The 25,132-nt window shown below is 62.1% G+C and carries 18 protein-coding genes; 8 read left to right on the top strand and 10 right to left on the bottom strand.

What is annotated here, in order from left to right; genetic code table 11:
• Positions 1-38: 38 nt before the first annotated feature.
• On the top strand, positions 39-3,377 hold the full coding sequence (locus HNQ65_RS04770) for a DUF1592 domain-containing protein (RefSeq protein ID WP_184338324.1): 3,339 nt from the start codon (positions 39-41) through the stop codon (positions 3,375-3,377).
• Between the two features lie 188 nt (positions 3,378-3,565).
• Here HNQ65_RS04770 and HNQ65_RS04765 read toward each other — a convergent pair whose 3' ends face one another.
• Positions 3,566-4,945 carry a pectate lyase family protein gene (locus HNQ65_RS04765; protein WP_184338323.1) on the bottom strand — a complete coding sequence of 460 codons (1,380 nt, stop codon included), beginning with the start codon at positions 4,943-4,945 and terminating at the stop codon, positions 3,566-3,568.
• Positions 4,946-5,103: 158 nt separating this feature from the next.
• On the bottom strand, positions 5,104-5,730 hold the full coding sequence (locus tag HNQ65_RS04760) for a hypothetical protein (protein WP_184338322.1): 627 nt from the start codon (positions 5,728-5,730) through the stop codon (positions 5,104-5,106).
• 195 nt (positions 5,731-5,925) lie between these two features.
• Between HNQ65_RS04760 and HNQ65_RS04755 the strand changes: the two genes are divergently transcribed.
• Positions 5,926-7,182 carry an NAD(P)/FAD-dependent oxidoreductase gene (locus HNQ65_RS04755; RefSeq protein WP_184338321.1) on the top strand — a complete coding sequence of 419 codons (1,257 nt, stop codon included), beginning with the start codon at positions 5,926-5,928 and terminating at the stop codon, positions 7,180-7,182.
• Positions 7,183-7,206: 24 nt separating this feature from the next.
• Here HNQ65_RS04755 and HNQ65_RS04750 read toward each other — a convergent pair whose 3' ends face one another.
• From HNQ65_RS04750 to HNQ65_RS04740, 3 genes are all read right to left on the bottom strand, one after another.
• The gene (locus tag HNQ65_RS04750) at positions 7,207-8,664 is read right to left on the bottom strand and encodes a CBM96 family carbohydrate-binding protein (RefSeq protein WP_184338320.1); all 1,458 of its coding nucleotides are present in this window, start codon (positions 8,662-8,664) and stop codon (positions 7,207-7,209) included.
• Positions 8,661-9,194 carry a sigma-70 family RNA polymerase sigma factor gene (locus tag HNQ65_RS04745; RefSeq protein WP_184338319.1) on the bottom strand — a complete coding sequence of 178 codons (534 nt, stop codon included), beginning with the start codon at positions 9,192-9,194 and terminating at the stop codon, positions 8,661-8,663. The genes HNQ65_RS04750 and HNQ65_RS04745 overlap by 4 nt, the downstream gene beginning before the upstream one ends.
• A gap of 404 nt (positions 9,195-9,598) precedes the next feature.
• On the bottom strand, positions 9,599-10,546 hold the full coding sequence (locus HNQ65_RS04740; protein ID WP_184338318.1) for a TlpA family protein disulfide reductase: 948 nt from the start codon (positions 10,544-10,546) through the stop codon (positions 9,599-9,601).
• Positions 10,547-10,656: 110 nt separating this feature from the next.
• Between HNQ65_RS04740 and HNQ65_RS04735 the strand changes: the two genes are divergently transcribed.
• On the top strand, positions 10,657-12,093 hold the full coding sequence (locus tag HNQ65_RS04735; protein ID WP_184338317.1) for a 3-keto-disaccharide hydrolase: 1,437 nt from the start codon (positions 10,657-10,659) through the stop codon (positions 12,091-12,093).
• 306 nt (positions 12,094-12,399) lie between these two features.
• On the opposite strand, the gene HNQ65_RS04730 is transcribed toward HNQ65_RS04735, so the two are convergent.
• Together HNQ65_RS04730 and HNQ65_RS04725 are read right to left on the bottom strand one after the other, a co-directional pair.
• Positions 12,400-12,942, bottom strand: coding sequence for a DUF4303 domain-containing protein (locus HNQ65_RS04730; protein ID WP_184338316.1), 543 nt, complete (start codon positions 12,940-12,942; stop codon positions 12,400-12,402).
• A 121-nt stretch (positions 12,943-13,063) separates the two neighbouring features.
• Positions 13,064-15,016 (bottom strand): DNA topoisomerase IV subunit B, encoded by a 1,953-nt coding sequence (locus tag HNQ65_RS04725; protein ID WP_184338315.1) that lies wholly within the window; start codon positions 15,014-15,016, stop codon positions 13,064-13,066.
• A 330-nt stretch (positions 15,017-15,346) separates the two neighbouring features.
• On the opposite strand from HNQ65_RS04725, the gene HNQ65_RS04720 reads away from it, so the two are divergent.
• The 3 genes from HNQ65_RS04720 to HNQ65_RS04710 all read left to right on the top strand — a co-directional run bounded on the left by HNQ65_RS04720 (position 15,347) and on the right by HNQ65_RS04710 (position 19,495).
• Positions 15,347-16,006, top strand: coding sequence for a hypothetical protein (locus HNQ65_RS04720; RefSeq protein WP_184338314.1), 660 nt, complete (start codon positions 15,347-15,349; stop codon positions 16,004-16,006).
• Positions 16,007-16,101: 95 nt separating this feature from the next.
• Positions 16,102-17,424 (top strand): cytochrome c biogenesis protein ResB, encoded by a 1,323-nt coding sequence (locus tag HNQ65_RS26945; RefSeq protein WP_184338313.1) that lies wholly within the window; start codon positions 16,102-16,104, stop codon positions 17,422-17,424.
• Positions 17,425-17,461: 37 nt separating this feature from the next.
• Positions 17,462-19,495: a cytochrome c biogenesis protein gene (locus HNQ65_RS04710; protein WP_184338312.1), complete on the top strand. Its 2,034-nt coding sequence runs from the start codon at positions 17,462-17,464 to the stop codon at positions 19,493-19,495.
• Between the two features lie 376 nt (positions 19,496-19,871).
• On the opposite strand, the gene HNQ65_RS04705 is transcribed toward HNQ65_RS04710, so the two are convergent.
• The 3 genes from HNQ65_RS04705 to HNQ65_RS04695 all read right to left on the bottom strand — a co-directional run bounded on the left by HNQ65_RS04705 (position 19,872) and on the right by HNQ65_RS04695 (position 23,046).
• The gene (locus tag HNQ65_RS04705; RefSeq protein ID WP_184338311.1) at positions 19,872-20,462 is read right to left on the bottom strand and encodes an REP-associated tyrosine transposase; all 591 of its coding nucleotides are present in this window, start codon (positions 20,460-20,462) and stop codon (positions 19,872-19,874) included.
• 453 nt (positions 20,463-20,915) lie between these two features.
• Positions 20,916-22,166: a competence/damage-inducible protein A gene (locus HNQ65_RS04700; protein ID WP_184338310.1), complete on the bottom strand. Its 1,251-nt coding sequence runs from the start codon at positions 22,164-22,166 to the stop codon at positions 20,916-20,918.
• A 244-nt stretch (positions 22,167-22,410) separates the two neighbouring features.
• Positions 22,411-23,046 carry an AAA family ATPase gene (locus HNQ65_RS04695; protein ID WP_184338309.1) on the bottom strand — a complete coding sequence of 212 codons (636 nt, stop codon included), beginning with the start codon at positions 23,044-23,046 and terminating at the stop codon, positions 22,411-22,413.
• 106 nt (positions 23,047-23,152) lie between these two features.
• Between HNQ65_RS04695 and HNQ65_RS04690 the strand changes: the two genes are divergently transcribed.
• Together HNQ65_RS04690 and HNQ65_RS04685 are read left to right on the top strand one after the other, a co-directional pair.
• Entirely contained in the window at positions 23,153-23,605 is a 453-nt protein-coding gene (locus tag HNQ65_RS04690; RefSeq protein ID WP_184338308.1) for a c-type cytochrome domain-containing protein, read from the top strand.
• 73 nt (positions 23,606-23,678) lie between these two features.
• Positions 23,679-25,052 carry an aspartate aminotransferase family protein gene (locus HNQ65_RS04685; RefSeq protein WP_184338307.1) on the top strand — a complete coding sequence of 458 codons (1,374 nt, stop codon included), beginning with the start codon at positions 23,679-23,681 and terminating at the stop codon, positions 25,050-25,052.
• Positions 25,053-25,132 lie beyond the last annotated feature (80 nt).

Genomic DNA, 25,132 nt, shown 5'->3' with positions numbered 1-25,132 from the left:
TTTACCGCATGTTCGTTTTCACACCAGGGAATCTTGGAATGTCTGCCTTCCGTTTTTTTTCGCTCTTCTCTCTCGTTCTTTCTCTTTCCGCCTTTGCCGAAGCACCCCAGGCGCGGTTGGATGAGAAGCACCGCGCCTTTCTCAAGGACTACTGCATCGACTGCCATCGTGCTGGAAAGGAGAAGGGCAAGGTGCGGCTGGATGACATCGCCTTCACGCTGGACTCGGTGGCGCGGGCGGATCTGTGGCAGAAGGTGCTCAATCAGGTGAACTCCGGCGAGATGCCGCCGGAGGATGAAAAGCAGCCGGAGAAGCTGGCGAAAACCAACTTCCTTGAGGCGCTCTCCGACACCCTCGTGGCTGCGCGTCAGTCGCTCGGGGATGTGCATGGAAAGATCACCATGCGCCGCCTGAACCGTCGCGAATACAAGAACACCATCCGCGATCTCCTCGGCGTGGATCTGCGCGTCAACGAACTGCCTGCCGACGGCGGTGCGGGCAGCTTTGACACCGTGGGCTCGTCCCTCTTCATGTCGAGCGACCAGTTTGAGCAGTACCTCGCGCTGGGGCGTCAGGCGCTGGACGAGCACTTTGCGCGGTATGTCACGCCTGCTCCGGCTGTGCCACGCATCATGCACACCGAGGCGGAGGAAAAGAATGCCAGGATCGCGAAGGCGCTGGCAGCACGTCTGGATGACCGGCAGCGCTATGAGAAGTGGACGGCGGCCGTGGAGGTAGCGGCGCAGCGGCCGGAGAATGCGGAAATTCTGGAGAAGGTGCGCGCGGAGAAAAAGAACGACGCAGCACATCTCTACTCGCAGTGGCGGCGCATCAAAGGCGCGCCTGCACCCACGGACTTCGGCTTTGTGGACGAGGTGAATGCAGACCACGCGGGGCGTCGCGACTGGCTGCACTACGTGCCGCATCATCGCGCCTATGTGCAGCACCCGCAGACAAAGACGGGCGCGTTTCTCACCATCGAGGATGTCGCGGTCAATCCGTATCAGGCCTTCCGCATTCCGGGCGACTGGCCTGCCGGCGACTACGTGGTGCGTGTTCGCATCGCAGCCACGGGCGACACACCTGCCGCACGGCACTTTGTACAGTTTGGCTCGCAGCACGACTCGGGCGTGCGCGCGGTCATCAGCAGTCATCAGATCACGGGCATGATGGATAAGCCCCAGGTGCTGGAGATTCCGCTGAAGTTCTCTCAGGAGAACGGCCGCGGCTTTTTCTTCCAGGAGAAAGGCAGCTACGAATCGGAGAACGCGGCGCGGCAGGTCTTTGAAGAGGCCAGGAAGCGCAACGGCGTCGGGCCGGAGTTCGCGCTGTGGCTGGACTGGATCGAAGTGGAAGGCAAGGACGGCGCGCTCGCGGTTTCCGCGAAGAGTTTCAAAGAACATCGCGAAGTCGAAGAGCACGCAAACCGCATGGTAGGCGGCACTTACAACGGCTACTTCAAAGGCGGCTACGAGGCGGCGAAGAAATTTCTTGAAACGAAGCAGCCGCAGAAAGGCATCCCTGACGAGCCAGAGGCGAAGTTTCGCATCCGCAGCTTTGAGCAGCATGGCCCGAGTTTTGAGCGCTATCTCAAGGACCCGCTCACCAAGACCGGGGCTTATTTGTCGATCTACAACGTGCATCCCGAAGAAGTCATCACGCTGCCGCCTGACCAGCCCTCAGGCTGGCTCAAAACCAAGCACGAGATCGAAACTGTGCCGCCCGGCGAATACCTTCTGCGTTTCCGCATCGGTGTGGTGAAAGGCACGCCCGCCGCACGCCACTACGTGGAGCTGGGCAGCCGCATTGAAAAAGACGACTTCACTTTGTTGAAGACCTTTCAGATCACCGCCACCACCGACGCGCCGCAGACCATTGAGCTGCCCGTCAGCGTCACCGCACAGGGGCCGCGCACCTTTGTGCTGCGGGAAAAGCGCGATGTGAAGCTGGACCACGAAGTGTACGAGGCCGCACGCAAGGAAACCGGCGCAGGCCCGCCCTCCGCGCTGTGGATCGACTGGGTGGAGTGGGAGGGGCCCATGCTGCATGACACGAAGACCACTCCGGAGATCCCGCCTGTGCTTCTGGCCAATGACCAGGGCATGAGCGAGCACGATCACGCACGGGCCTGCATCGCCGCCTTTGCGCAGCGTGCCTTCCGTGGTCGTGCCCCCAGCGCAGGGTATCTGGACAAACTGTGCGCATTGTATCAGGCCCGCCGCAGGGCAGGGGACACGCAGCAGGCCGCGCTCAAGACCCCGCTGAGCGCCGTGCTGGCCTCGCCGCATTTTCTCTACCTCGTGGAGCCCGGGCAGGAGCAGAAAGCGCGCACGCTGGACGCCACCGAGCTGGCCACGCGCCTCTCCTACTTCCTCTGGAGCGCTCCGCCGGACGATGCGCTGCTGGCCCGCGCCCGCAGCGGCGATCTGTCAAAGCCCGAAGTCCTCGCGCAAGAAGTGGCACGCATGCTGGCCAGTCCGAAGGCGGATGCCTTTGTCAGCGGCTTTGTGCATCAGTGGCTCGGCATGGAGCGGCTGGACTTCTTCCAGTTCGACACCAGGCAGTTCCGCGACTTTGACGAAAGCGCCCGCGCCGCCGCTCGGCAGGAGGTGTACGAGACCTTTGCGCACCTGCTCCGAAACCACGGCAGCCTCTCCCGCCTGCTGAAGAGCGACGAGGTTTTTATCAATGGCCTGCTGGCCACCTACTACGGCATCGAAGGCGTGAGCGGTGATGCGTTTCAAAAAGTGAAGCTGCAGCCCGGATCGCCCCGCGGCGGGCTGCTCGGCATGGCGGCCATCCTGGCCATGGGCAGCAATGGAGAGCGCACCAGCCCCGTGGAGCGCGGTGCGTGGGTGCTGCGCAAGCTCCTGCACTCCCCGCCGCCGCCCGCACCGCCCAATGTGCCGCAGCTCACGCGGCTGGAGGGCAAAGTGCTCAGCACCCGCGAGCGCCTGCTGGCGCATCAGGAGGAGGCGCAGTGCCTGCAGTGCCACCGCAAGATCGACCCCATCGGCTTTGGTCTGGAAAACTTCAATGCCGCCGGCAAATGGCGCACCGAGGAGAGCCAGGAAAAGAAAGGTGTTGGCGGCAAAACCACCGTGCTCAAGACCTGGCCCATCGACCCCAGCGGCGCGTTTTACAACGGGCCATCCTTTGCAGACTACTTCCAGCTCCGCGACCTCATCGCCGCGCGCAGTGCAGACTTTGCCAAAGGCTATGCCGAGGCCCTGATCGAGTACGCGCTCGGCCGTCCCTGCGGCTTCACGGACGAGGCGCTCGTCTCACGCATCCTCTCCCGCGCCCAGGCGAAGGAGTATGACCTGGGCGAGTTCATCCGCGCGCTGGTCACCAGCCCCGAGTTTCAGCGCAAGTGAGCGTGCCCAGCTGCACCCTTAGTCGTGTGGTTGTGGAGTGAAGTGTGAGCGCAGCTACGGCTTCTAGAGAGCAGCGCGGCAACCGCATATCACCAAATGCTCGGAGTCAGCATCTTTGCGGCTCTTTTGGAGTTCTGCGGCATTTGCATGCCATCCAGCTCACACATGCTGCGGAGATGGGCGGCTGTCTACTTCCAGTGCAGTGGATCACCGGCCAGCTCGGCGAGGTACATCTCCAGATTGGTGTAGCCTTCCGCGCTCAGGGTGGTCTGGTTGCCATCTTTGGCGTTCTCCGGGTCCAGGCGGTGGCTTTTTTCCCAGGCGTCTGGCATGCCGTCGCCGTCTGTGTCCTGAGGGGCTGGCTGGGATTTGAGCACAGGCCATCCGCCCACTTGTTTGGGGCTGTCGATCTGGCGGTGGGTGCGGTCGCGGATTCCCTGCACTACGCGTTCGTCGGCGGCATCCCGCGCTTTGGATGCGCCCGCCCTGGCCAGCACGGAGTCATAGCAGGCGGTGGCGGATTCCGTCATGGGGATGTCCGCTGCGGCTACGGGAGAATCCTTCTGCACAAATTTCTCGCGTGGCACATCCGCCTTGTACTTGCCGCCGCGCGTGCCCCACTGCACGGCGCTGTAGTTGTCACGAATGTACGCTTCGTTGCCCTCAAAGAGGTTGCCGCTCATGTAGCCCACGGTGCAGTCCGGCTTTTCGGACTTGGGGGCCACGGGCAGGGTTTGGGGTTCCTTGTTGGGGCCGGGCCGCCAGTAGTTGTTCACGAGGCTGAACTGGCCGTGGCCAAGATTGCAGGGGCCGCTCCAGTTGTAGATGACGTTGTTGCGGAAATCAAAAATCGCCGTCGGGTTGAATGGCTCCGGCCCGCCGCCCAGCGTGGGGTGGCGGTCGCGGCTGCTGAAGAGCAGGTTGTGGTGCAGGCTCACGTTTCCCTGTGTCTTGCGGATGGACATGAGCATGGCATGCGGGCCCTTTTCATGCACCGAGTCATGCAGGGCTTCGCCGAGCAGGCACCACTGCAGGGTGAGGTCGGAGGCGAAGTACACATCCATCGTCCCATCCACACCCCAGGTGGCGGTCACGTGGTCCAGAATGGCGCGCTTGATTGGTTTTTTCGTTTCGCCGAGGTCGATGCAGTCTGCGGCTCCCTTGCGTTCATCTCCGAGCCGCACACGGATGAAGCGCAGCACGAGATCCGAGACATTGTAAAATTTCAGCGGTTGGTTTTTCAACGTGATTCCATCTCCAGGAGCCGTCTGCCCCGCGATGGTGAGGCCAGATTGGTTTTCAAGCCGCAACTCCTTCTGCAGTTCGATGGTGCCGCTGACGTCAAACACGATCGTGCGCGGGCCAGTCATGGTCTCCAATCCTTCACGCAGCGAGCCCTCGCCTGAGTCTGCGAGGTTTTTGACATGGTAAACATCTCCACCACGCCCGCCTTTGGCCAGTCGCCCATAACCCTCCGCTCCGGGAAAGGCGGTCAGCTCGGCAGCGCCAGCCTGGGCTGATGAGGAGATGAGCAAAATGACGGTGGAGAACAATGGAGTCAGTTTCATGCTTTGCTTCCGGAGAATGAGCGTAGCAGTGAACCCCGGGAGGGACGTTGAGTCAAGACAAGCTCAATCAACAGCATTCACGCCCGCAGCAAGGTGCCTGCTGCGCTGCTTTCAAAAAAGAGCCCGGCGTGCCGCCGCCCATCGCATGAGCGCGTGCATCAGGTGCCTGTCTGCGCGGGTGCTTCCGCAGCCTCCGCCTTCTCGATGTCCTCAAAAGACCGCCGCACTTTCTCGATCTGCCGGCGGTAGTGCTCGGCGTCTCCGTAGTCGAAGAAGAAGCGGTAGCGGCTGTGCATGGACTTCATGCGCAGCGCGTGCTTGATGGGGCACCAGTACTGCTCCGTGCGCGCGGCCACCTCCGAGGCGCAGGCCAGCACGCCGTTGGCGTAGCCGCAGTACTCGCAGTTAAACTTCTCCGCCCAGTTCAGGTAGGCCAGGTGGCGGCGGTCCAGCTTGATGTAGTCGCTGCGCTTCACCTTGGGGATGCCGTAGATGGGAAAGCAGATGGCCTGATACACCACCATGAACACATCCAGGAGGACGATGGGGATGATGCACGACCAGATGACTGGCGTGGTCAGCAGGATCATGAAGCGGGAGTCGCGGATGTAGCGGGTGAAGCGCTTGATGAGCCGCCGATGCTGCGCGCGCGCCTCCTTGGTGAAGCGCACCTTGCCCTGGCGCACCTCGTAGAAGAATTCCATCTCCTTCTTCTGCAGCTCCCGCAGGATGTCCTTTTCCAGCACCTGCATTTGCTGCAGCAGAGATTCGAGTTTTTCGTTCATGAGAAAAAGAATAGGGATGTTTCCGCCTTGGATTTACTCTCTTTTTGCGAGGATCTTGCGTGGGTGACCGGCTGCGCATGCTGGTTTCTGCGAAAAGACAGCGCAGCACGACATGAAAATATCGGATCTCAGGCTGGTCTGAGGTTGGAGTTTTTCTTGCGATCCGGACGGGGAAACACCATTCATTCCCGGATCATGAGCCAACAAACCTGGGATGTCATAGTCATTGGCGGCGGGCCTGCGGGAGCCACGGCGGCGGTCACGCTGCGGCAGGCGGGGCGCTCGGTGCTCGTGCTGGAAAAGTCCAAGTTTCCGCGCTTCCACATCGGCGAGTCCCTGCTGCCCTACAATCGCGAGATCTTTGACGACCTCGGCGTCTGGTCCAAGATCCAGTGCGCAGGCTTCATGGTGAAACGCGGCGCTCAGTTCTGGATGGGCAATGGCCGGCTGCACACGCGCCTCGATTTCTCGCGCGGCTCCTTCACCGAATTTCCCGAGTCCATCCAGGTGGAGCGCGCCAAATTTGACGACATCCTGCTGCGCCATGCGGAGTCCCTCGGCGCTGAGGTCGTGGAGCAGGCGCTGGTCACGGAGCACTGCGTCTCTCCGGATTGCGCCACGGTGAAGTACCGCACCGCCGACGGCACCGATCACGAGGCGCGCGCCGCCTTCCTCATGGATGCCAGCGGCCTGAGCAACTTCACCGCCAACCGCGAAAACCTGCGCGAGTACTATCCCGGGCACAAAAAGATCGCCATCTTTGGCCACTACAGCGGCGTGCAGATGCCGGTGGGAAATGAGAAGGGAGACATCCTCATCATCCGCCGTGAGAACTCCTGGTTCTGGATGATCCCGCTGGAGGATGACAAGACCAGCGTGGGCCTGGTGCTGGACCAGGCCGACTTCAAGGCGCTGAAGCAGGACCCGCAGCAGGTCTTTGACGATGCCGTGCTCAGCACCCCCGCCGTGCAGGACCGCATGATCAATGCAAAGGCCATCACGCAGGGCCATGTGCTCACTGATTTCTCCTACACCAACCGCAAGCTCGTCTCCCCCCGCCTCGTGCGTGTGGGAGATGCCTCCGGGTTCATCGACCCCATCTTTTCCAGCGGTGTCATGCTGGCCATGAAGAGCGCGCAGGATGGCGCGCGTGCCGTCAGTGCTGCCATCGCCTCCGGGCGTGCCATGACCTTTGCCTTGAAGCGCTACGAGTGGGGCACCCGCCGCCATGTGGGGCGCTTCTGGCAGTTCATCGAAAAATTCTACACCAAGCACTTTGCGCAGCTCTTCTTCCAGCCGAGCAACCGCTTCCGCGTGGTGTGCGCCATCAACTGCACCCTAGCCGGACGCACCCGCCCTTCCTTCGCCACCTGGTGGCGGCTGAAGTTCTTCTTCATCCTCGTGGCACTGCAAAAGCGCTTCAACCTGGCCAAGCCGATCAAGATCAGCTGAGGTCTATCCCGGAGCGCTCCCTCCTCACCGCAGCTTCACGCGCAGCATCGGCGCGGATCGCGTGCCGTTTTCCTTCGTCGCAAAGGCGTGCACGAGGCCGCTGTCCTGCGTCTCGTTCGTCTCGCGGCAGATGATAAGCGTGGCGATCTGATTGGTGTCGGCGCTGAGGAAATCGGCCAGGTCCTTGCCGCGCAGCTTGCGCGTGCCGCGGTTGATCCCTTGGGCGATCTCGAATTTACCCAGCAGCTTCACCTTCGCAGCCAGAGGCAGATTACGCTCCGGCTGCAGCGGATCATGCGCCGGGGCCTGCTGCCAGGTCAGGCCGCTCTCCTCCCACGCGTCCTGGCTTTCATCCAGCACGCCATACACGGCAAAGGTGCTGTCCGGCACAAAGCTGGCAAAGCCCAGCTCGCTGGGCTCGATGGTCAGCACCAGCTCGGCGTCCTCGATCTGGCGGCCGCTGAACTGGCTGAGGTCAAAGGCGATGTAGCCTTTGCGGTTCAGATCAGGCTTGGTGTCGCGGCTGTGCTTCACACGGAAGAAGGGGTGCGTGCCAAAGTCGTGCGGCGCTTTGTCAGAGGACTGGATGTAGCTGTCCTTGCCACGGCCAAAGGCGGTGGTGATGGCGCGCCAGCCGTCCCCGGCATCCATCACGATGGAGGGCTGCCAGCGGCTGGGCTCGGCATCATCGTCATCGCCGGCGGAGGGGTGCATCTGCTTCTGCGACCAGCCGTGGTCCACGCGCTGGCCTTTTTCGAGCTTCTTGGATTGGGCACCGGATTTGTCGTCCACCTCCACCAGGCCCTCCATGACCTGCACGAGGTACTTGCCATCCTCTCCGGCGCTGAGGCCAAACTTCGTGCCCCAGTCGATGACCTTGGCATCTTTGGTATCAATGCTGAAGCCCTTGGCCTGCGGCGGCACCTCGGCCACCAGCGTGCCACGGCGCAGCTTGCAGTTCATGCCGTCCATCACCTCCACGGTGGCAGGGGCCTCCAGCACCAGCTCCGCGCCGCTGTCAAAGCGGATGACGGCCAGGCCCTCCATGAGGTCCAGCATGCCGGGCTTGAGCCTTGCGCCCTCCACGGTGGGCAGGCTGCTGCCAGCCCACTGGCACTGCTGCGCACGCACCAGCGTGGCCACGGTGCCGTCCCGCAGCCCGGGCAGCCACACGAGGGCAAAGGTCACACAGGCCGCTGCTGCGGCCGTGATGCCGTACCGCCACCACGGCGTGCGCAGCGGGGCAGGGCGGGCTGGCTCGGCGTGCCCGGCATCGGGCGCAGGTGTGGCGCTCATGGCAGCATGCCAGGAATCATCAAAGCACAGCTCGGCGCGCTGGTGCAGGGCCTTGGCAAAAAAGGCGCGTGCTTCAGCATCGGCGCGCAGCTCGGCCTCCAGGGCGGTCACCTCGGCGGCGCTCAGCTTTTCATCGGCGTAGCGCTCGCACAGCTCCATCAGGCGAAATTCATCGGCGGGCTTCATGCTTCGGCACCTCCTTGCAGCTGGATTTCTTTTTCCACGCAGGTCATGAGGCTCATGCGGATGCGGCTCAGCGCGCGGTACACCGCGCCTGCCGTGCTGCGGATGCGCTCCGCCACGCCGTCGATCTCCAGGTCCTCGTAGTAGCGCAGGGTGATCAGCTGGCGGTGCGCGGCGGGCAGCTTGGCCACGCAGGCGCGCAGGGCCTCGCTGCGCAGGTCGCCGCTGTCGCTCAGCTTGCTCACCTCATCGTGCAGCAGCTCCAGCATGTCATCGCTCAGCGGGGTGGCCTCGCGCTTCTTCTGGCGGCGGTAGGTCAGCACCTGGTGAAAGGCCGTCTTGCGCGCCCAGGCCAGGAAATTCGTGCCGCTCTCAAACTGCTCAAAACTCCGCCACAGGATCATCTTCGTCTGCTGCAGGATGTCATCGGCATCATGCGGCACCGTCACGAGGCTGTACACATACACACCCAGCGCGCGGTCATGGCGCGTGAGCAGCTCGAGAAACTCCTGGGTGCGGTCGGGGGAGGACATGGCGTGGGCGTGAGGGCAGCGTAAAAGCCGAGTACACCTTCTACAGTCGCCTGCGGCAGGCATTTGGACAAAATATTTCCTGCTCGGCTCCTGCTCACAGCCCCAAGCTTAATCTCGACTTAAGCGCCACGACAAAAACGGCGAAAATGCCCGCTTGGAGAGCCATCGACCATCCCTTTTCATCTCCAGCAAGCTTGAGGCACACTTTCGACAAAGCGAACAAAATCAGAATTACCCACACGGGCATGCCAGAAGGCGGCGCTGCCTCTTTATTCGACATCACGGGTGGTATGCACAACAAGAGCGACAGCCCAAAGAGTATATGCCCTGCCAGATGTAGAACGGCACCTTTCATAAATTCGCAGGCTCAATGAGGCGGAGCATTCCCCAGCATTACCACCGCTTCACTGCGCCTTCACCGGCTCAATCGCCGGATCGATCTTCTTCAGCGCCACCCACAGCGCAGGGTCTTCGGGGTGGCCGTTGAAGAGCACCTTGCCATCGGGGGAGATCAGCACCATGCGGGGGATGCTCTCGATCTGCAGCTCCTTGGTAAAGGGGCGCTCTGGAGGCTCCACCAGCCAGGGCATGGGCATGCTGAGCTCATTGCGGAGGCGCTCGGCCGTGGATTCGGCGTTTTCGTCATCTTTGTTCACCGCCGCCACCACGATGCCGTGGGCGCTCAGCGTCTCGGCCTTGTGCTTCAGCGCGGGCATGAGCTGCATGCAGGGGCCGCACCAGGAGGCCCAGAAGTCCAGCAGCAGCGCCTTCTTGCCGCCCAGCACGTCATTCAGCGTGGTGGCCTCTCCACCCGAGGTGGTCAGTGGCAGCTTCAGGTCCACTTTCAGATTGGCCATCTCGTCGGCCAGGCGGTGCTTGGAGATGCTCTGCAGAAAGACCTGCCCCTGCTGTGGGTTCAGCCAAAGGGCCTCCAGGATGTGCTGCTTGAAGCCCGCCTCGTCCTGCGAGGATTCGGCCTTCATGGCCTTGATGTAGGAGATGAAGGAGCGCACCGCGTCCGCATTGGGCATGGCCGCCGCCGTGGCGGGGTCAAAGTTCTCCGCCAGGATCTCCACCTCGGGCAGGATCTTCACCAAAAAGTCCGTGTTCTGGGAGCGCAGTCCCCACACCAGCTTGGCCTCGATGATCTGCTGGCGCGGCACGCCGGACTTGTTGGCCTCCTTGGCCACCTCCAGCAGTTCCTTCTCGCTGATGCCCGCGGCAAAGAGGCGCTGGGCTTTGGCCTTGGCGGCAGTCACCGCCGCTTCAGCCTCGGCCTCGGCGCTGGGGGCTGACTGCGCACCGGCCAGGCCGCTGCTGCAGAGAAGGAGGACACAGATCGCAAATTTCATGATGCCAGAAGCGTCTCGATTTTTGTGCTCAATGTCGAGCGGAAAGTGACCTTCTGAACTCGGAGTGAAAGATGTCTGCGGGGCTGCGCGACTCCTGTAACTCATTACCCATGAAACACACACTGACCCTGTCCCTCCTTCTTGCCGCTGCCGCGCTCACGGGCTGCAAGGACCAGAACACCCCGCCTCCTGGTTTCACCGCCCTCTTCAACGGCAATGACCTCTCCGGCTGGTATGGCTGGGGCACCCAGGACCCCACCGACCTCGCGAAGATGACGCCCGAGGAACGTGCTGCGTACAAGAAGAAGTCCATCGAAGGCGGCCTCGTGGACGCCAAGGGCAATGACAAGGGCGACCACGTCAACGCCCACTGGAAAGTGGAAAAGGGCGAGCTCGTCAATGACGGCAAGGGCCTCTACCTCACCACCGACAAGGACTATGGCGACTTTGAGCTGCTGGTGGACTACAAGATGCTCCCCCTGGGAGACAGCGGCATCTACCTGCGCGGCATCCCCCAGGTGCAGATCTGGGACTACACCGAAGAGGCCAAGTTCAAGCTCGGCGCCGACAAAGGCTCTGGCGGTCTTTGGAACAACAAGAACGAAGAGGGCAAGTACCCCACCAAGCTCATGGACAAGCCCTTCGGCCAGTGGAACAGCTTCCGCATCAAGATGATCGGCGAGCGCGTGACCGTGACCTTGAACGGTGAAGTCGTGGTGAAAAACGCCGTGCTGGAAAACTTCTTTGCCAACCGCAAGGCCGGCTACCTGGCCTACGGCAAGAAAGACGCCAAGGCCGCAGACGCCCCCGCCGAGAAGGTCCCGAATGGCTTCTTCCCCGATCCCGCCTTTGCCAGAGGCCCCATCCAGCTCCAGACCCACGGCAGCGAGATCCGCTGGAAGAACGTCTATATCCGCGAGATCCCCGCTGAAGAAGCCAACAAAGAACTGGAAGCCGGCAGCGATGGCTTCAAGGAATACGTCAACGGCAAGGACCTCAGCAACTGGCAGGGTGCCGTGGACAGCTACGAAGTGGTGAACGGGGCCATCACCTGCAAGCCCGGCAAAGGCGGCGACCTCCTCATCAAGGATGAATTTGAAAACGGCACCATCCGCGTGGAGTTCAAGCTCCCCCCTGCTGGCAACAACGGCATCGCCCTCCGCACTCCCCTCGGCGGCCATTCCGCCTCTGATGGTCTGGAACTCCAGGTGATCGACAGCGACGGCTACAACGCCAAGCAGGCCGCCGCCGGCAAGAAAGGCCTGGAGCCCTACCAGTACCACGGCTCCCTCTACCACTGCGTGGGCGCCAAGCACGGCTACCTCCGCCCCGTGGGCGAGTGGAACTTCCAGGAAATCCAGGTCGATGGCCAGAAGATCAAAGTCATCCTCAATGGCACCAAGATCCTCGACGTGGACATCGCCACGCTCGACCGCAGCCAGATCCCCCACCCGCCGAAAGGTCTCGACCACACCAAGGGCTTCATCGGCTTCGCCGGCCACAGCGATCCCGTGGTGTTCCGCAGCTTCAAGGTGAAGACGAAGTAAGGCACGAGATCCCTGAGAGCTCAGTTTTCAAAACCCGCCGGATCGAGAGGTCTGGCGGGTTTTTTGTGGGAAAGTAGCGCGGGCAATCCTGCCCGCAAAGCAAGCGCTCTCCACGGGCAGGATTGCCCGTGCTACTCATCGCGTTGGTTGCAGAACATCTCCCGCGCCAACGGCGAGAAGGACTCAGCCCTGGGTTTGCCGCAAACACCACCACCCTCAAAAGGGCGCGCGCCAAAGGTGCGCGGGAGAGCGTGCTTCAATCCCAGACAAGCCTCTCACCACGATGTCACCCAATATCTTTGTACATCACAAAGGTTCCCATATGGGATCAGGCAGCCCAGACAAAATCTCGGGGTCGATGCTGGCTCTGACAAGCTGCGTAAATAGAGGGTCTGGCTCGCGAATCTCAAACAAGCCCATCACAAAATCATCAGGCAGTCTGGCGTCTGAGAAAACTCCCAGACGTGAACGTGCGCGGTGGGTAATGGCTCTGCACACTCTGGCTAAACATGCGTAATGCTCTTCAATCGTCTGGTCCCAGAAGGGGCGCTCCACGCCTTTGAGGGATTCCGTCAGAGTTGAGTAATAGGGTTGCATGGTTGCGACGGTGCTGTCGATGCAGGGCAACTGCCAATCTGCAGGCGACCACCGGAGTTCTGGCTCCATTTGAGCGGCCCGGCTTTCCGTATTCATGGCAAAGCACGGTGAGCCAAAAAGCGTGTAGTCTGTATAACACAACCACAGCGCCGCAGCATACCATCGTTCGTCCGGATGTTCACCCGCATGCCTCACGATGGCGGTTGATGCTGAATCCACCCAGACTGTTTCGATGTCATGCAGCAGGCTCATTGGGTGACGATTGGGGGCAAAGGGAATGAAAAAGAATCAGACAACATGGTGAAAGCGGACTGCTCTTGAGTCCGCTTTCACTTTCATAAAGTCTGCTCTGTCCGTTCAGCTTGTGCCCACCTCACGCCGCCTCAGCCAGCGCCTCGGTCTTCTCCGCTGTCTCCTTGAATTCCAGCTCCTGCTCGATGCGGAGATTCTCCACGATGTAGGCCTGACGCTCCGGCGTGTTTTTGCCCATGTAGAAGGAGAGCATCTCCTTCACGCTGCGGTGGTCGGAGGGCAGGGCGTTGCCGTCGGCGTCGGTTTCGTGGTCGCGGATTTTCACGGGCTCCAGACGCATGTGCGGGCCGATGAAGTGCTTGAACTCATCCGGGCTGATCTCTCCCAGACCCTTGAAGCGGGTGATCTCGGCGCTCTTGCCGCAGCGGTGGATGGCCCGCTGGCGCTCCTCGTCGCTGTAGCAGTAGTAGGTCTCCTTCTTGTTGCGCACGCGGAAGAGCGGCGTCTGCAGGATGTACAGGTGCCCCTTGCGCACCAGCTCGGGGAAGAACTGCAGGAAGTACGTGATCATCAGCAGGCGGATGTGCATGCCGTCCACGTCAGCATCGGTGGCCAGCACCACGCGGTTAAAGCGCAGCTCTTCCAGGTCCTCCTCGATCTGCAGCGCATTGGCCAGCAGATAAAACTCCTCGTTCTCATACACGATCTTGCGCGTGAGCCCGAAGCAGTTGAGCGGCTTGCCGCGTAGGCTGAAGACGGCCTGCGTCTCCACATCGCGGCTCTTGGTGATGCTGCCGGAGGCGCTGTCGCCTTCAGTGATGAAGAGGGTGCTTTCCTCGCGGCGCTTGTCCTTGGTGTCAAAGTGGATGCGGCAGTCGCGCAGCTTCTTGTTGTGCACCTTGGCCTTGCGGGCGTTTTCACGCGCGGCCTTCTGGATGCCGCTGATCTCCTTGCGCTCCTTTTCGTTGGAGTTGATCTTCTCCTGCAGCGCTTTGGCGATGTCCGCATGCTTGTGCAGGAAGTTGTCGAGCTGGGCGCTGATGACGCTGGTGACGTGCCCGCGCAGGTTGCGCCCGTTGGGCTCCATGTGGGTGGATCCCAGCTTGGTCTTGGTCTGCGACTCAAACACCGGCTCCTGCACCTTCACGCTGACGGCGGCGATGAGGCTGCCGCGCACGTCGGCGGGGTCGAACTGCTTTTTGTAAAACTCACGGCATTCCTGCACGATGGCCTCACGGAAGGCCGCCAGATGCGTGCCGCCCTGCGTGGTGTGCTGGCCGTTGACGAAGCTGTAGTACTCCTCGCCGTAGCCCGTGCCGTGGGTGAAGGCCACCTCCACGTCCTTGCCTTCCAGATGCACGATGGGGTACTGCGGCTCTTCGGTCAGCTTGGAGCGGATGAGGTCCATCAGGCCGTCCTTGGACTTGAACTTCTCCTCGCCCGCCGGGGTCTTGAGGAGCAGGGCCAAGCCGGGATTCAGCCAGGCGTAAAAGCGCAGCATCTCGCGCACAAAGTCCAGGCGGAAATGAGTGTCATCGGCAAAGCTCTCCGCATCGGCACGGAAGGCGATGCGGGTGCCGTTTGGCTCATCGCAGGGCTTGGGTTTGCCCATGTCATAGACCACGAGCCCCTTGCTGAATTCGATGGAGCGCGTCTGCTTCTCACGCACGGCCTGGATTTCGAAGAATTCGGAGAGGGCGTTCACCGCCTTGATGCCCACGCCATTGAGGCCGACGGATTTTTTGAATGCTTCGCTGTCGTACTTCGCACCCGTATTGATCTGCGCGGCGCACTCCATCAGCTTGCCAAGCGGAATGCCGCGCCCGTAGTCGCGCACGGTCACGGTCTGGTCCTCGGTGATGGTGATTTCGATGGAATTGCCAAAACCCATCACGTGTTCGTCGATGCAGTTGTCCAGCACCTCCTTCAGCAGCACGTAGATGCCGTCCTCCGGCAGCGATCCATCTCCCAGCTTGCCGATGTACATCCCCGGGCGCAGACGGATGTGCTCGCGCCAGTCGAGGGATTTGATGGAGTCTTCAGTGTAGTTGTGTGCAGGAGCTGGGGCGGCCATGGCGGAAGGGCAAAAATCGGAATTCTAATCCCTGAAATGACAGAGAGGGCGGGGGGTGTCAAGGGGGTGTACTGCTCATACGAGCAGCGAGAGGGCAGGGGAGGCCCGCTGGTGAAAGGGGAGCGGCAAAACTAAGATGATGCACGAATGAGAAAAAAGCACCGCCCAGAGGCTGCGGAGGGCAGATTCCTGAGGACGCGCAATGCCTCGCTATTGGTCATTTTCACGCCTGATGAATCTGCGCGCATTTTCGCGCCTCCTGCTGCGTATCTTCATGGCATTCACTTTGGATGCTGCTAAGCATGCCACCCCCTCATGCGTTTCACCACGATGACCAACCCCCCCCCGCTCTGCGCGCTGCTCGCGTGCAGCCTCCTCATCGCGTCCTGCAAGCCACCCCAGGACGTCGAAGCCATTTCCGAGTCCCGCGAGATCTCCAGCCACGCGCCGCAGCCTCATGCAGACATCGCCAGCGCCACGCGTTTCTTTGACGACGGCAAGGATGAAGAACCCGCACGCCGCCCGAGCTTCCGCGAGCTGCTGACCTGGACCATCCCCGCTGGCTGGAGCGAGGCCGCCACCCCGGACAACATGGGCATGCGCCTGCTGGACCTCCGCTTTGGCCCCAATCAGGAAGGCGAGTGCTACATCTCCCTCATGCCCGGCCCCGCAGGCGGCCTGGAGGCCAATGTGAACCGCTGGCGCACCCAGATGGGCCAGACGCCCTACACGGCCGAGGAGATCGAAAAGCTCCCCAAGAAACCCTTCTTCAACCGCGATGCCTCCTTTGTGGCCTTTGACGGCGACTTCAAAGGATTCGGTGCTACCGAGGCCAAGACCGGCTACCGCCTCCTCGGCCTCATCCACTCCGCCGATCAGGCCACTATCTTTGTGAAGCTCACCGGCCCCAAGGCCCTGGTGGAGCAAAACGCCGCCGCCTTCGACGCCTTCTGCCAGTCCATCAAACCGAATCTGCCCAAGCAGGAATGACGTAGCTCCCATGCCGGCCGCCGTGTGAGTCCCGCGCTCCAGTGGCCGCATTCGTCATTCTGATTCCGTCATTCGTTTCTTTTTCTCTTCCCGTCGTGTCCTCACCCTCCCAGCCTCCATCTCCTCTGGCGAAAGTCATCGCCTTCCTCTCCAGCTACGGCCTCGCCACCGCGGTGCTGCTCATGCTGCTGATCCTCACCTTCCTCGGCACGCTGGAGCAGGCGGAGCACGGACTCGTGGCCAGCCAGGCGCGCTACTTTGAGTCCGCTTTTATTGATCGCATCGACATCGGCGCATGCTGGCGCGCGCTGGCGCTGAATGCGTACAAGGACATCGGCAATGTGGAGCTGCCGCTCTACATCGTGCCCGGCGGCTACACGCTCATGGCGGTGCTGTTTGTGAACCTCCTCATCGGCGGCATCATCCGCATCCGCAAGTCTCCCAAGACCATCGGCGTCATCATCTCCCACTTCGCCATCCTCTTCATGATCGCCGCCGGCGCGGTGACGCACCACTTTGCCAAGGAGGGAAACATGACCCTGCGCGAAGGCGAGACGAAGGATGAGTTTGTCAGCTTCCACGACCGCGTCATCGAGATCGAAAAGCTGCAAAAGGACCCCAAGGCCAAACGCAGCGTGCTGGTGATCGACGAGTCCCGCTTCCGAGATGTCACCACGCCCGGCCAGGGCCGCACTTTCACACATGAGAGCCTGCCCTTTGATCTCGTGATCACCGGCTGGAAAAAGAACGCCCGCCCCAAGCGCGCCACCGAGCCCGGCCGCCGCGATGAAGTGGACGGCTACTACATCCAGGAGATCAGCAACCTCGACGAAACCGGTGCCGCCATGGCCGACGAGCAGCTCGCCAGCGCGTGCATCGCCATCGCCAAATCCAAAAGCGGCGGCCCTGTGCAGAACGGCATCCTGTGGGAAATGGCCGCCGCGCCGTGGACCGTCACCGCCGGAGAGGACAAATACCTCATCTCCCTCACGCACCGCACGTACAAACTGCCCTTTGCCGTGCGCCTGGACCATACCGAGGAGGAAAAGCACCCCGGCACCGAGCGCGCCCGCCGCTTCAGCAGCAATGTGACCAAGCTCTCCGACGGCCACGAGGAGAAGCGCCTCATCACCATGAACGAGCCTGTGCGCAGCCAGGGCTACGCCGTTTTCCAGAGCACCTTCAGCAGCGGCGAAAACGACGGCAGCGGCGGCGTGAAAAGCTCCGGCTTCATGATCGTGGAAAACCCCGCCGACCACTGGCCGCTGATCTCCTGCATCATCGTGGCCGAGGGGCTGCTGCTGCACTTTCTCATGATGCTGGCCCGCTTCATCAAGGTGAACCCCTGGTCCTTCTCGCTCGGCCTGATCGTCGTCTTCAATGCAGCCTTTGCGCTTGCCATGTGGAAGCTCCTTTAATCCAGCAAACCGCCCTCCGGCCCACGTATTTATCAGCATGAAAATCCTTCGCAATCTCCTGCTCGCGGCTGCCGCGCTCACCGGCCTGGCACCCGCCGCCGATCTGCCGCCACTGGATCTCTTCCGCGACAAGGAAGTCGTCGAGAGCTTTGCCTCCCTCCCCGTGCAGGAGTCCGGCCGCATCAAGCCCTTTGAAACTCTGGCCAGCTACCGCCTGCTGCGCTTCCGCGCCCGCCGCAGCCTCTGGCTGACCGACAGCGGAGAGATGGACGGCAAGCCGCTCACCGATCCCGCCACGCAGAAGCCCATCGTCAAAGAAGGCAACAAGCCCGTGAAACTCAGCGCCGTGGAGTGGATGCTCATGAGCTGGTTCCGCCCGGACATCGGCAAAACCGTGCCGCTTTTCAAGGTGGACAACTCCTCCGCCATCAGCGAGCTCGGCCTCACCGCCAAGGCCAAGCGCGACCAGTACAGCTTTGCGGAAGTGGAGCCTGCGCGTCAGCTCCTGATGCAGAAAATGGGCGAGTACCGTGGCATCCCCGCGCGCAAGCAGTCCCCTGAGCAGCGCATGATCGTGCAGCTCGCGGCCAACTTCCTCGACTACGAGATGATCCTCGGCCACTTCGACTTCATCCGCATTCCTTTCGGCGAAAAGCCCCAGGGCCTGCCCGCAGGCATCGCCCCGCCCATCCGCCTCTCCAAGAGCCTCAACACCTTTGTGGCCGCCATCCGCGACAACAACGGCCCGCCCATGCAGATCCCGTGGTTCCGTGACTTTGCCCGCGGTGCGCTCGGCGCCATGATGAGCGGCAATCCCGAGCAGCAGTTCCGCATCTTCCCGCCTGCGCCTGATGCCGGCAATGTCTGGGACGGCCCCGGCACCATGATCTTCACGGCCATCAATGGTGGCAAGGATGTGCCCGCCGCCGAGCTCAACTGGCTGGCGCAGTATGAGGATCTCTACCTCGCGCTGCCAGACGCCGCCAAATTCAAGACCGCCTCCAAATCCCTGCTGGAGAAAATCCAGGCCGCCGCCAAGCAGCGCGGTGAGGGCGGTTCCATCGCTCTGGAGCGCCATGCCACGCGGGCGGACTACTTCTTCTATGCGCAGTGGATCTTCCTCGTGGGCTTTGTAGCTGTGGCGCTCACGTGGGTCTCTCCCGGCTCGGGTTTTGAAAAAGGCTCACGCATTGCCGCTTGCCTGCTGCTCGGCACCGCCACCACGCTGGCCGTCACGGGCGTGGTCATCCGCTGCCTCATCATGCAGCGCCCGCCCATCACCACGCTGTATGAGACCATCCTTTTCATCGGTGCCTCCTGCGCGCTGCTCGGGCTCATCGCCGAGAGCATCACGCGCCGTGGCCTGGGCCTTCTCGTGGCTGCCATCAGCGGCACTGCGTGCATGTTCCTCTCCATCCAGTTTGAAGCCTCCGAAGCCACCGATACCCTGCAGCAGCTGCAGGCCGTGCTCATCACCAACTTCTGGCTGAGCACGCATGTGCCCATGATCAATCTCGGCTACGCCGCCTCCATGGTGGCTGCGCTGATTTCCATGATCTACTTCGTCCAGCGCCTTTTTGGCGTCTTCCGCACCGGGGCGGACGATGCACGCCTGCTCACGCGCGTGGCCTACGGCTTCATCTGCGCCGGGCTCTTCCTCTCGCTGGTGGGCACGGTGCTGGGCGGCATCTGGGCCAACTACAGCTGGGGCCGCTTCTGGGGCTGGGACCCCAAGGAAAACGGCGCGCTCATGATCGTGCTCATGAGCCTCGTCATCCTGCACGCCCGCCTCGGCGGCTACATCCGCGAGATCGGCCTGCACTGCTGCAATCTCATTCTCGGCTGCATCGTGGTCTTCTCGTGGTTCGGCGTGAATCAGCTCGGCGTGGGCCTGCACGCCTACGGCTTCACCGACGGCACCTGGCCCAAGATCTACGGCTACTGGCTCAGCCAGCTCCTCCTCCTCGGCTACGGCCTCTACCTCTCCCTGAGCGAGCGCCAGTCCAAAAAGCCCGACGCCGCCGCAGAAGCCGAAGCCGCGCCCGCTTTGAAAAAAGCGCAGGGCCATTGAGCTTCGCCGTGAGCCCATCGCTGGGCGTGCCGGTTCTTTACTGGGAGCGCCGGTTTTTAACCGGCTCTGGAAGCTCCGCCACATTCCCTCAAGCCACCTCAGGGCCACTCGCCCGGAGCCGATGAGGACATCGGCGCTCCCAGCAAAGAGCTCCGCCGTGAGCCCAGCGCTGGGCCTGCCGGTTCTTTACTGGGAGCGCCGGTTTTTAACCGGCCTCTGGGAAGCTCCGCCGCGAAGAGCGCACCGCATCTCTCCCTGCTGCATTCCCCACGCCACCTCAGGGCCTCTCGCCCGGAGCCGATGAGAACATCGGCGCTCCCAGCAAAGAGCTCCGCCGCATATCCAGCGCTGGGCCAGCATGCCGCTTCGCCTCCAATCAGCGTTCCCTTTTTCTACCCACACTGCTCCATCGCCAGTCACTCGCTTCCCCACACAGCCCCGCCTTCACCGGGTTTTGCTCGATGTATCTTGTCACGTTCGTCAAATGATCCGCATCGCGGATAAAGCGATCATGGTACTCACGCTGCCAGACTGTGCCGCTGCGTCCGAGATGGGCGTTGATCTGCTTGGCGGTCCATGTCTTCCAGGAATGCACGATTCCTCCCAGCGGCCATGCCACCTGAGTCTCAATCAAGACGTGTACATGATTCGGCATGATGCACCACGCCAGCAGCCGGTAGCGAGCCGCGTCAAAATGCAGCAGCGCATCTTCCACGATCTGCGCCAGTGAGTCTTCACGCAACCAGCAGGCACCGTGGCCTGCATCTATCCAAGCCTCGATCCTCCGTTTGGTTTCCACATCGCGAACGAGTTCAGACTCATGTGCCAGATCCTGCTGCCATTGCCGAAGCTTCTCGGCGGGCAGCGCATCAGCGAGTCGAAACGTGATCGCCTGGACGAGGCCCGGATGGTCAAAGTGAGGCAAATAATCCCGTGAATACCACTCACGATGGGCGGCCTGTGTCATGTCGTCACGAGTGGTTGCGCGTGACTGGCATTTCAACTCCCATCGTGCAGTGATCCGCAAAAAGCGTCGCCTGCTGAACTCTTTACTGGGAGCGCCGGTTTTTAACCGGCTCTGGAAGCTCCGCCGCAGAAGCCCGCACCGCATCTCTCGCCGCCACATTCCCTCACGCCGCCTCTGGACCGTTCGCCCAGAGCCGATGAGGACATCGGCGCTCCCAGCAAAGAGCTTCGCCGCGAGCCCAGCGCTGGGCCTGCCGGTTCTTTACTGGGAGCGCCGGTTTTTAACCGGCTCTGGGAAGCTCCGCCGCAGAAGCCCGCGCCGCATTCCTCCCAGCTCCTTTCCCCCACACCGCCTCAGGACCGTTCGCCCAGAACCGATGAGGACATCGGCGCTCCCAGCAAAGAGCTGCGCCACGCGTGTGACTCAAGGCCACGCCACAAATCACGCTCCCATTCAACGCACCCCAATCCCCAGCAGCCTTCTGCGCAGGAGATCGAGAGCCGCCTGGGAGGTCAGGAGTTTGAAGCGATCGCGCGATCCCGGGGAGAAGCGTTTGATAGCCCAGGTCTCGGCACCTTTCGAAGCCAGGGCGATCCACACGGTGCCCACCGGTTTCTCCGGCGTGCCACCCGTCGGTCCGGCGATGCCGGTGACAGACAGGGCATGATCGGCACCGCTGTTTTTCAGCGCGCCTTCAGCCATCGCGCGGGCCACTTCCTCGCTCACCGCTCCGTGCGTTTCGATCAGCTCCATCGGCACGCCGAGGTGCTGGTGCTTGGCTTCGTTGGCATAAGTCACCCAGCCGTGACCAAACACACGCGAGGCCCCGCTCACGTCCGTGATGCGGTTGGCGATGGTGCCGCCGGTGCAGGACTCGGCGGTGGAGAGCCACTGCCCACGCTCCGCCAGCAACTGCACCACCACTTCCTCGATGATGCGCCGGTCTTCGGAAACAATACAGTCGCCAAGCGCGCCGCGCACCACGTCCGCCGCGGCATCCACTGCGGCCTGCGGGCCTGCGAGACGCACGTCCACATCGCCATTGCGAATGCAGTAGCCGAGATCCAGGCCGGGAATGGCTTCGAGCTGCTTTTCCACCGCTTCCACGATGTCGGACTCGCCCACACCGGTGACCTTGAGATACAACACGCGGCGGGAAGCACCGTCCGGCAGCCACTGGCGCAGACGTGTCTCCACCTCGCTCTCCACCATCGGCTTCAGCTCGCGTGGTGGTCCGGGGAGGAGAAAGATGTGCGCATTCCAGCCCAGCGCTGCGCTCAGCTCGGCAGGGAAGTAGAGTCCAGGTGCGGTGCCAAAGGCATTGGGCAGCACCGAGGCACCGCGTGGCACCATGGCCTGACGCTGTGTGGCTGCGCTCACGGGTTTGCCGCGTTTGGCAAAGTAGGCCTCCAGGTGCTGCATCACACCGGCATCCAGCTCCATGTCCAGATTCAGCAGCGCGGCGGTGGACTCGCGTGTCAGGTCATCGTTCGTGGGGCCCAGCCCGCCGGACACCAGCACCACATCGGCTCGCTGCGCCGCCTCGGCGATGGCGGTGCGGATCACTGCTCCATCTGGCACGATCGTCTGCCGTGCCACCTGGACGCCCAGCGCCGCCAGCCTCTGGCCGATCCAGGCCGCGTTCGTGTTGATGGTGTCTCCCAGGAGGAGTTCGGTGCCGGTGTTGACGAGTTCGACGTTCATGCACCAGTCCTTACGCTTATGGAGGCGCTTGGATCAATGCTTCTTTCGTCGGCGGGGCAGGGGGGCTTCCGCTCTTTGCTGGGAGCGCCGTATCTTTGCTGGGAGCGCCGGTTTTTAACCGGCTCTGGGAAACTCCGCCGTAGAAGTCCGCTCTGTGTTCGCAGAAAGCCAACTTCGCTGATGAGAGCCCCCCGCCCGGAGTTGATGTGGATATCGGCGCTCCCAGCAAAGAGCTCCGCCATACCTACCTCTTCTTCTTCCTCTTCTCCTGGCACCCCAGCTCCGACACCATGCCATCCAGCACGGCGAGGCCGAAGGAGATCTTTTTAAAGAAGGAGGGATTGTGCGGCACCAGCATGAATTTCGGGTGCTGGCTCCACAGATCCCGCAGCTTGCGGTCCAGCTTTACCGCCTGCTCCAGCGACTCGTTGCGGATGGGGTTGCCGCCTTCGATGCTCATGTGCCCCACGGCGGCGCTTTCAAAGAAGATCACCGCATCATACCGCGCCAGCTCGCGCTCCAGCGTGCTGCCGATATCTTCAAAGAATCCCTCCGGACCGCTGGGCCAGTACGCTGCGCCGTCCACGGTGCCGCGATCGCACAGCAGGATCTGCTCCGGGTGCTGCGCCATCACCGCCTCCTCCAGATGGATCTGCACATGGTAGATGGCGCGCTGTGCTGCATGGATGGCTTCAGTCTGGCTCACGCGCGGGAAGCCGCCGCTGAAGACCATCGTGGCCGCTTCCGGCACCATCACCACCTCTTCTCCCATCTCGCGCCGGAAGAGATCGCCCGCCGTCGTCTTCCCGCCTCCCGGACCTCCGGTCAAAACAATGCGACAGTGGCCGTTGGAGTCGTGTTTGGATTTGCTGCGGGTCATTCGCCTAATTTCATCCGGCCAGCACGCGCGCGTCAAGCATGCGCACAACTTTGGCCAATCGCCGCATTGCATGCCTTCCGCGCTTTCGCTAGGCTCGCGTCATTCTATGATAAATCTCCCGCGTCTGGCCCTGTTCATCGCTGCAAGTCATCTCGTCGCCTGCACACACGCACCCATCCCAGCCGAAGGGCTCAGCGGGGCTGAGCGTGTGTACTTCATGTACTTCGACACCCAGGTGAAGCCCGTGCTGGAGCAGCACTGCCTGCAGTGCCACAGCGGGCGGCAGGCAGTGCCTGCGCTGAATCTTTCCAACAAAGCCGCGGCTTTCAGCAAAAATGCCGGCGGGCGTGATTACATCGTGCCAGGAAAACCTGACCGCAGCCTGCTCATCACCGCTGTGCAGCGTGGCGGCACGCACCCCAGGCTGATGCCCCGCACAGACATCAGTCTCACGGAAGATCAGATCGGCGCACTGCGCGAATGGATTGATGACGGCGCCTACTGGCCCGAGGGAAAAGAGGGGGAGCTGCGCGCTCAAAAAAGCGTCGAGAATCCCTGAGTGCACAAAAATATAGTCACTCGCCGCAAAGCGAGTAGCCGCTCCATGCGGCCTCGTCCATCATCATTTTGTCATGGGAAAAGAATACAGCATCACACCTCAGAACGTCCCGCACGTTGAAACCAAGCACCGCCGCATCTGCTCGCCGCTGCCGCATCCGGACTCCATCGCGACTCTGGAAAAACTCCGCCGCTGTGAACCTCTTTCCATGCGCGGCATGCCGCCCATCGTGTGGGACAAGGCCCAGGACATCTACATTTTCGACAAGTACGGCAACAAGTGGCTCGACTGGAGCAGCGGCGTGCTGGTGACGAATGCCGGCCATGCCGCCCCCGAGATTTGCAAGGCCATGATCGACCAGATCCAGAGCGGCCTCATTCACAATTACGTCTTCCCCAGTGAAGAACGTGCTGAAGCCGCTGAGATCATCGCCTCCGTTTCCCCTGAAGGATTGAAGAAAGTCTTCCTCCTCAGCTCCGGCAGCGAGGCCACCGAGTGCGCCATCAAGCTCAGCCGCGCCCATGGCATCAAAGTCGGCGGCAGGTCAAAGATCGGCATCATCGGCTTTACCCGCGGCTACCATGGCCGCACGCTCGCCAGCCAGCAGGCCGGCGGCATGGCTGGACTCAAGGCGTGGATCGTCAATGAAGACCCCGCCATCATGAACGCGCCCTTCCCGGACGGCTACTGGACGGAGGACACCAGCTTTGACACCTTCCTCAAGGCCATCGAAGACAAGGGATTCACTGGCGACAACATCGCGGGCGTCATCATGGAAAGCTATCAGGGAGTCGGCCCCGAATTCGCCCCCGTCGAGTACATCGAAAAACTCCGTGCCTGGTGCGACAAGTACAACGTCGTGCTCACCTTTGACGAAGTGCAGGCCGGCTTTGGCCGCACCGGCAAGTTCTGGGCCTTCGAGCACTACGGCGTCACGCCCGACCTCATCTGCTGCGGCAAGGGCATCAGCAGTGGCATGCCTCTCAGTGCCGTCATCGGCCGTGAGGCCATTATGGACCAGTTCCCCCCCGGCAGCATGACCAGCACCCACACTGGCAACCCCGTGTGCTGCGCCGCCGCCGTGGCCAACATCAAAAAGCTCCTCGACGAAGACCTGACCGGAAACGCCGCCCGCCTCGGCCCCATCCTCCTGGAGCGCTGCAAGGCCATCCAGAAGCGCCACCCGGACGTCGTTGGTCACGTCTCCAGCGCCGGACTCGTCGCCGGGCTGCAGATCACACTCCCGGGTAAAAAGGAGCCCAATCACGATCTCGCGCACCGCATCATCGAGATCTGCTACCAGCGCGGCCTGCTCCTCTTCGCCCCCGTGGGGGCATGGGGTCAGACCGTCAAGATCTGCCCACCGCTCACTGTCACCGAGGAGGCCCTCATCGAGGCCTGCGACGTGCTCGACGGCGCTGTGGACGATGCCGTGGCTGGAAAATAGGCAAACGCGGGAGAGAGAAACATCTCTGATCGCTCTCTTAAAAGGGGCCACCCAGCCGGTGGCCCCTTTTCATGAGCGCC

Origin of the sequence: Prosthecobacter vanneervenii, assembly GCF_014203095.1 — a bacterium.
GTDB lineage: Bacteria > Verrucomicrobiota > Verrucomicrobiia > Verrucomicrobiales > Verrucomicrobiaceae > Prosthecobacter > Prosthecobacter vanneervenii.
Note: the sequence above shows the minus strand (reverse complement) of the source record. Positions and strands in the feature narration are given on the sequence as shown.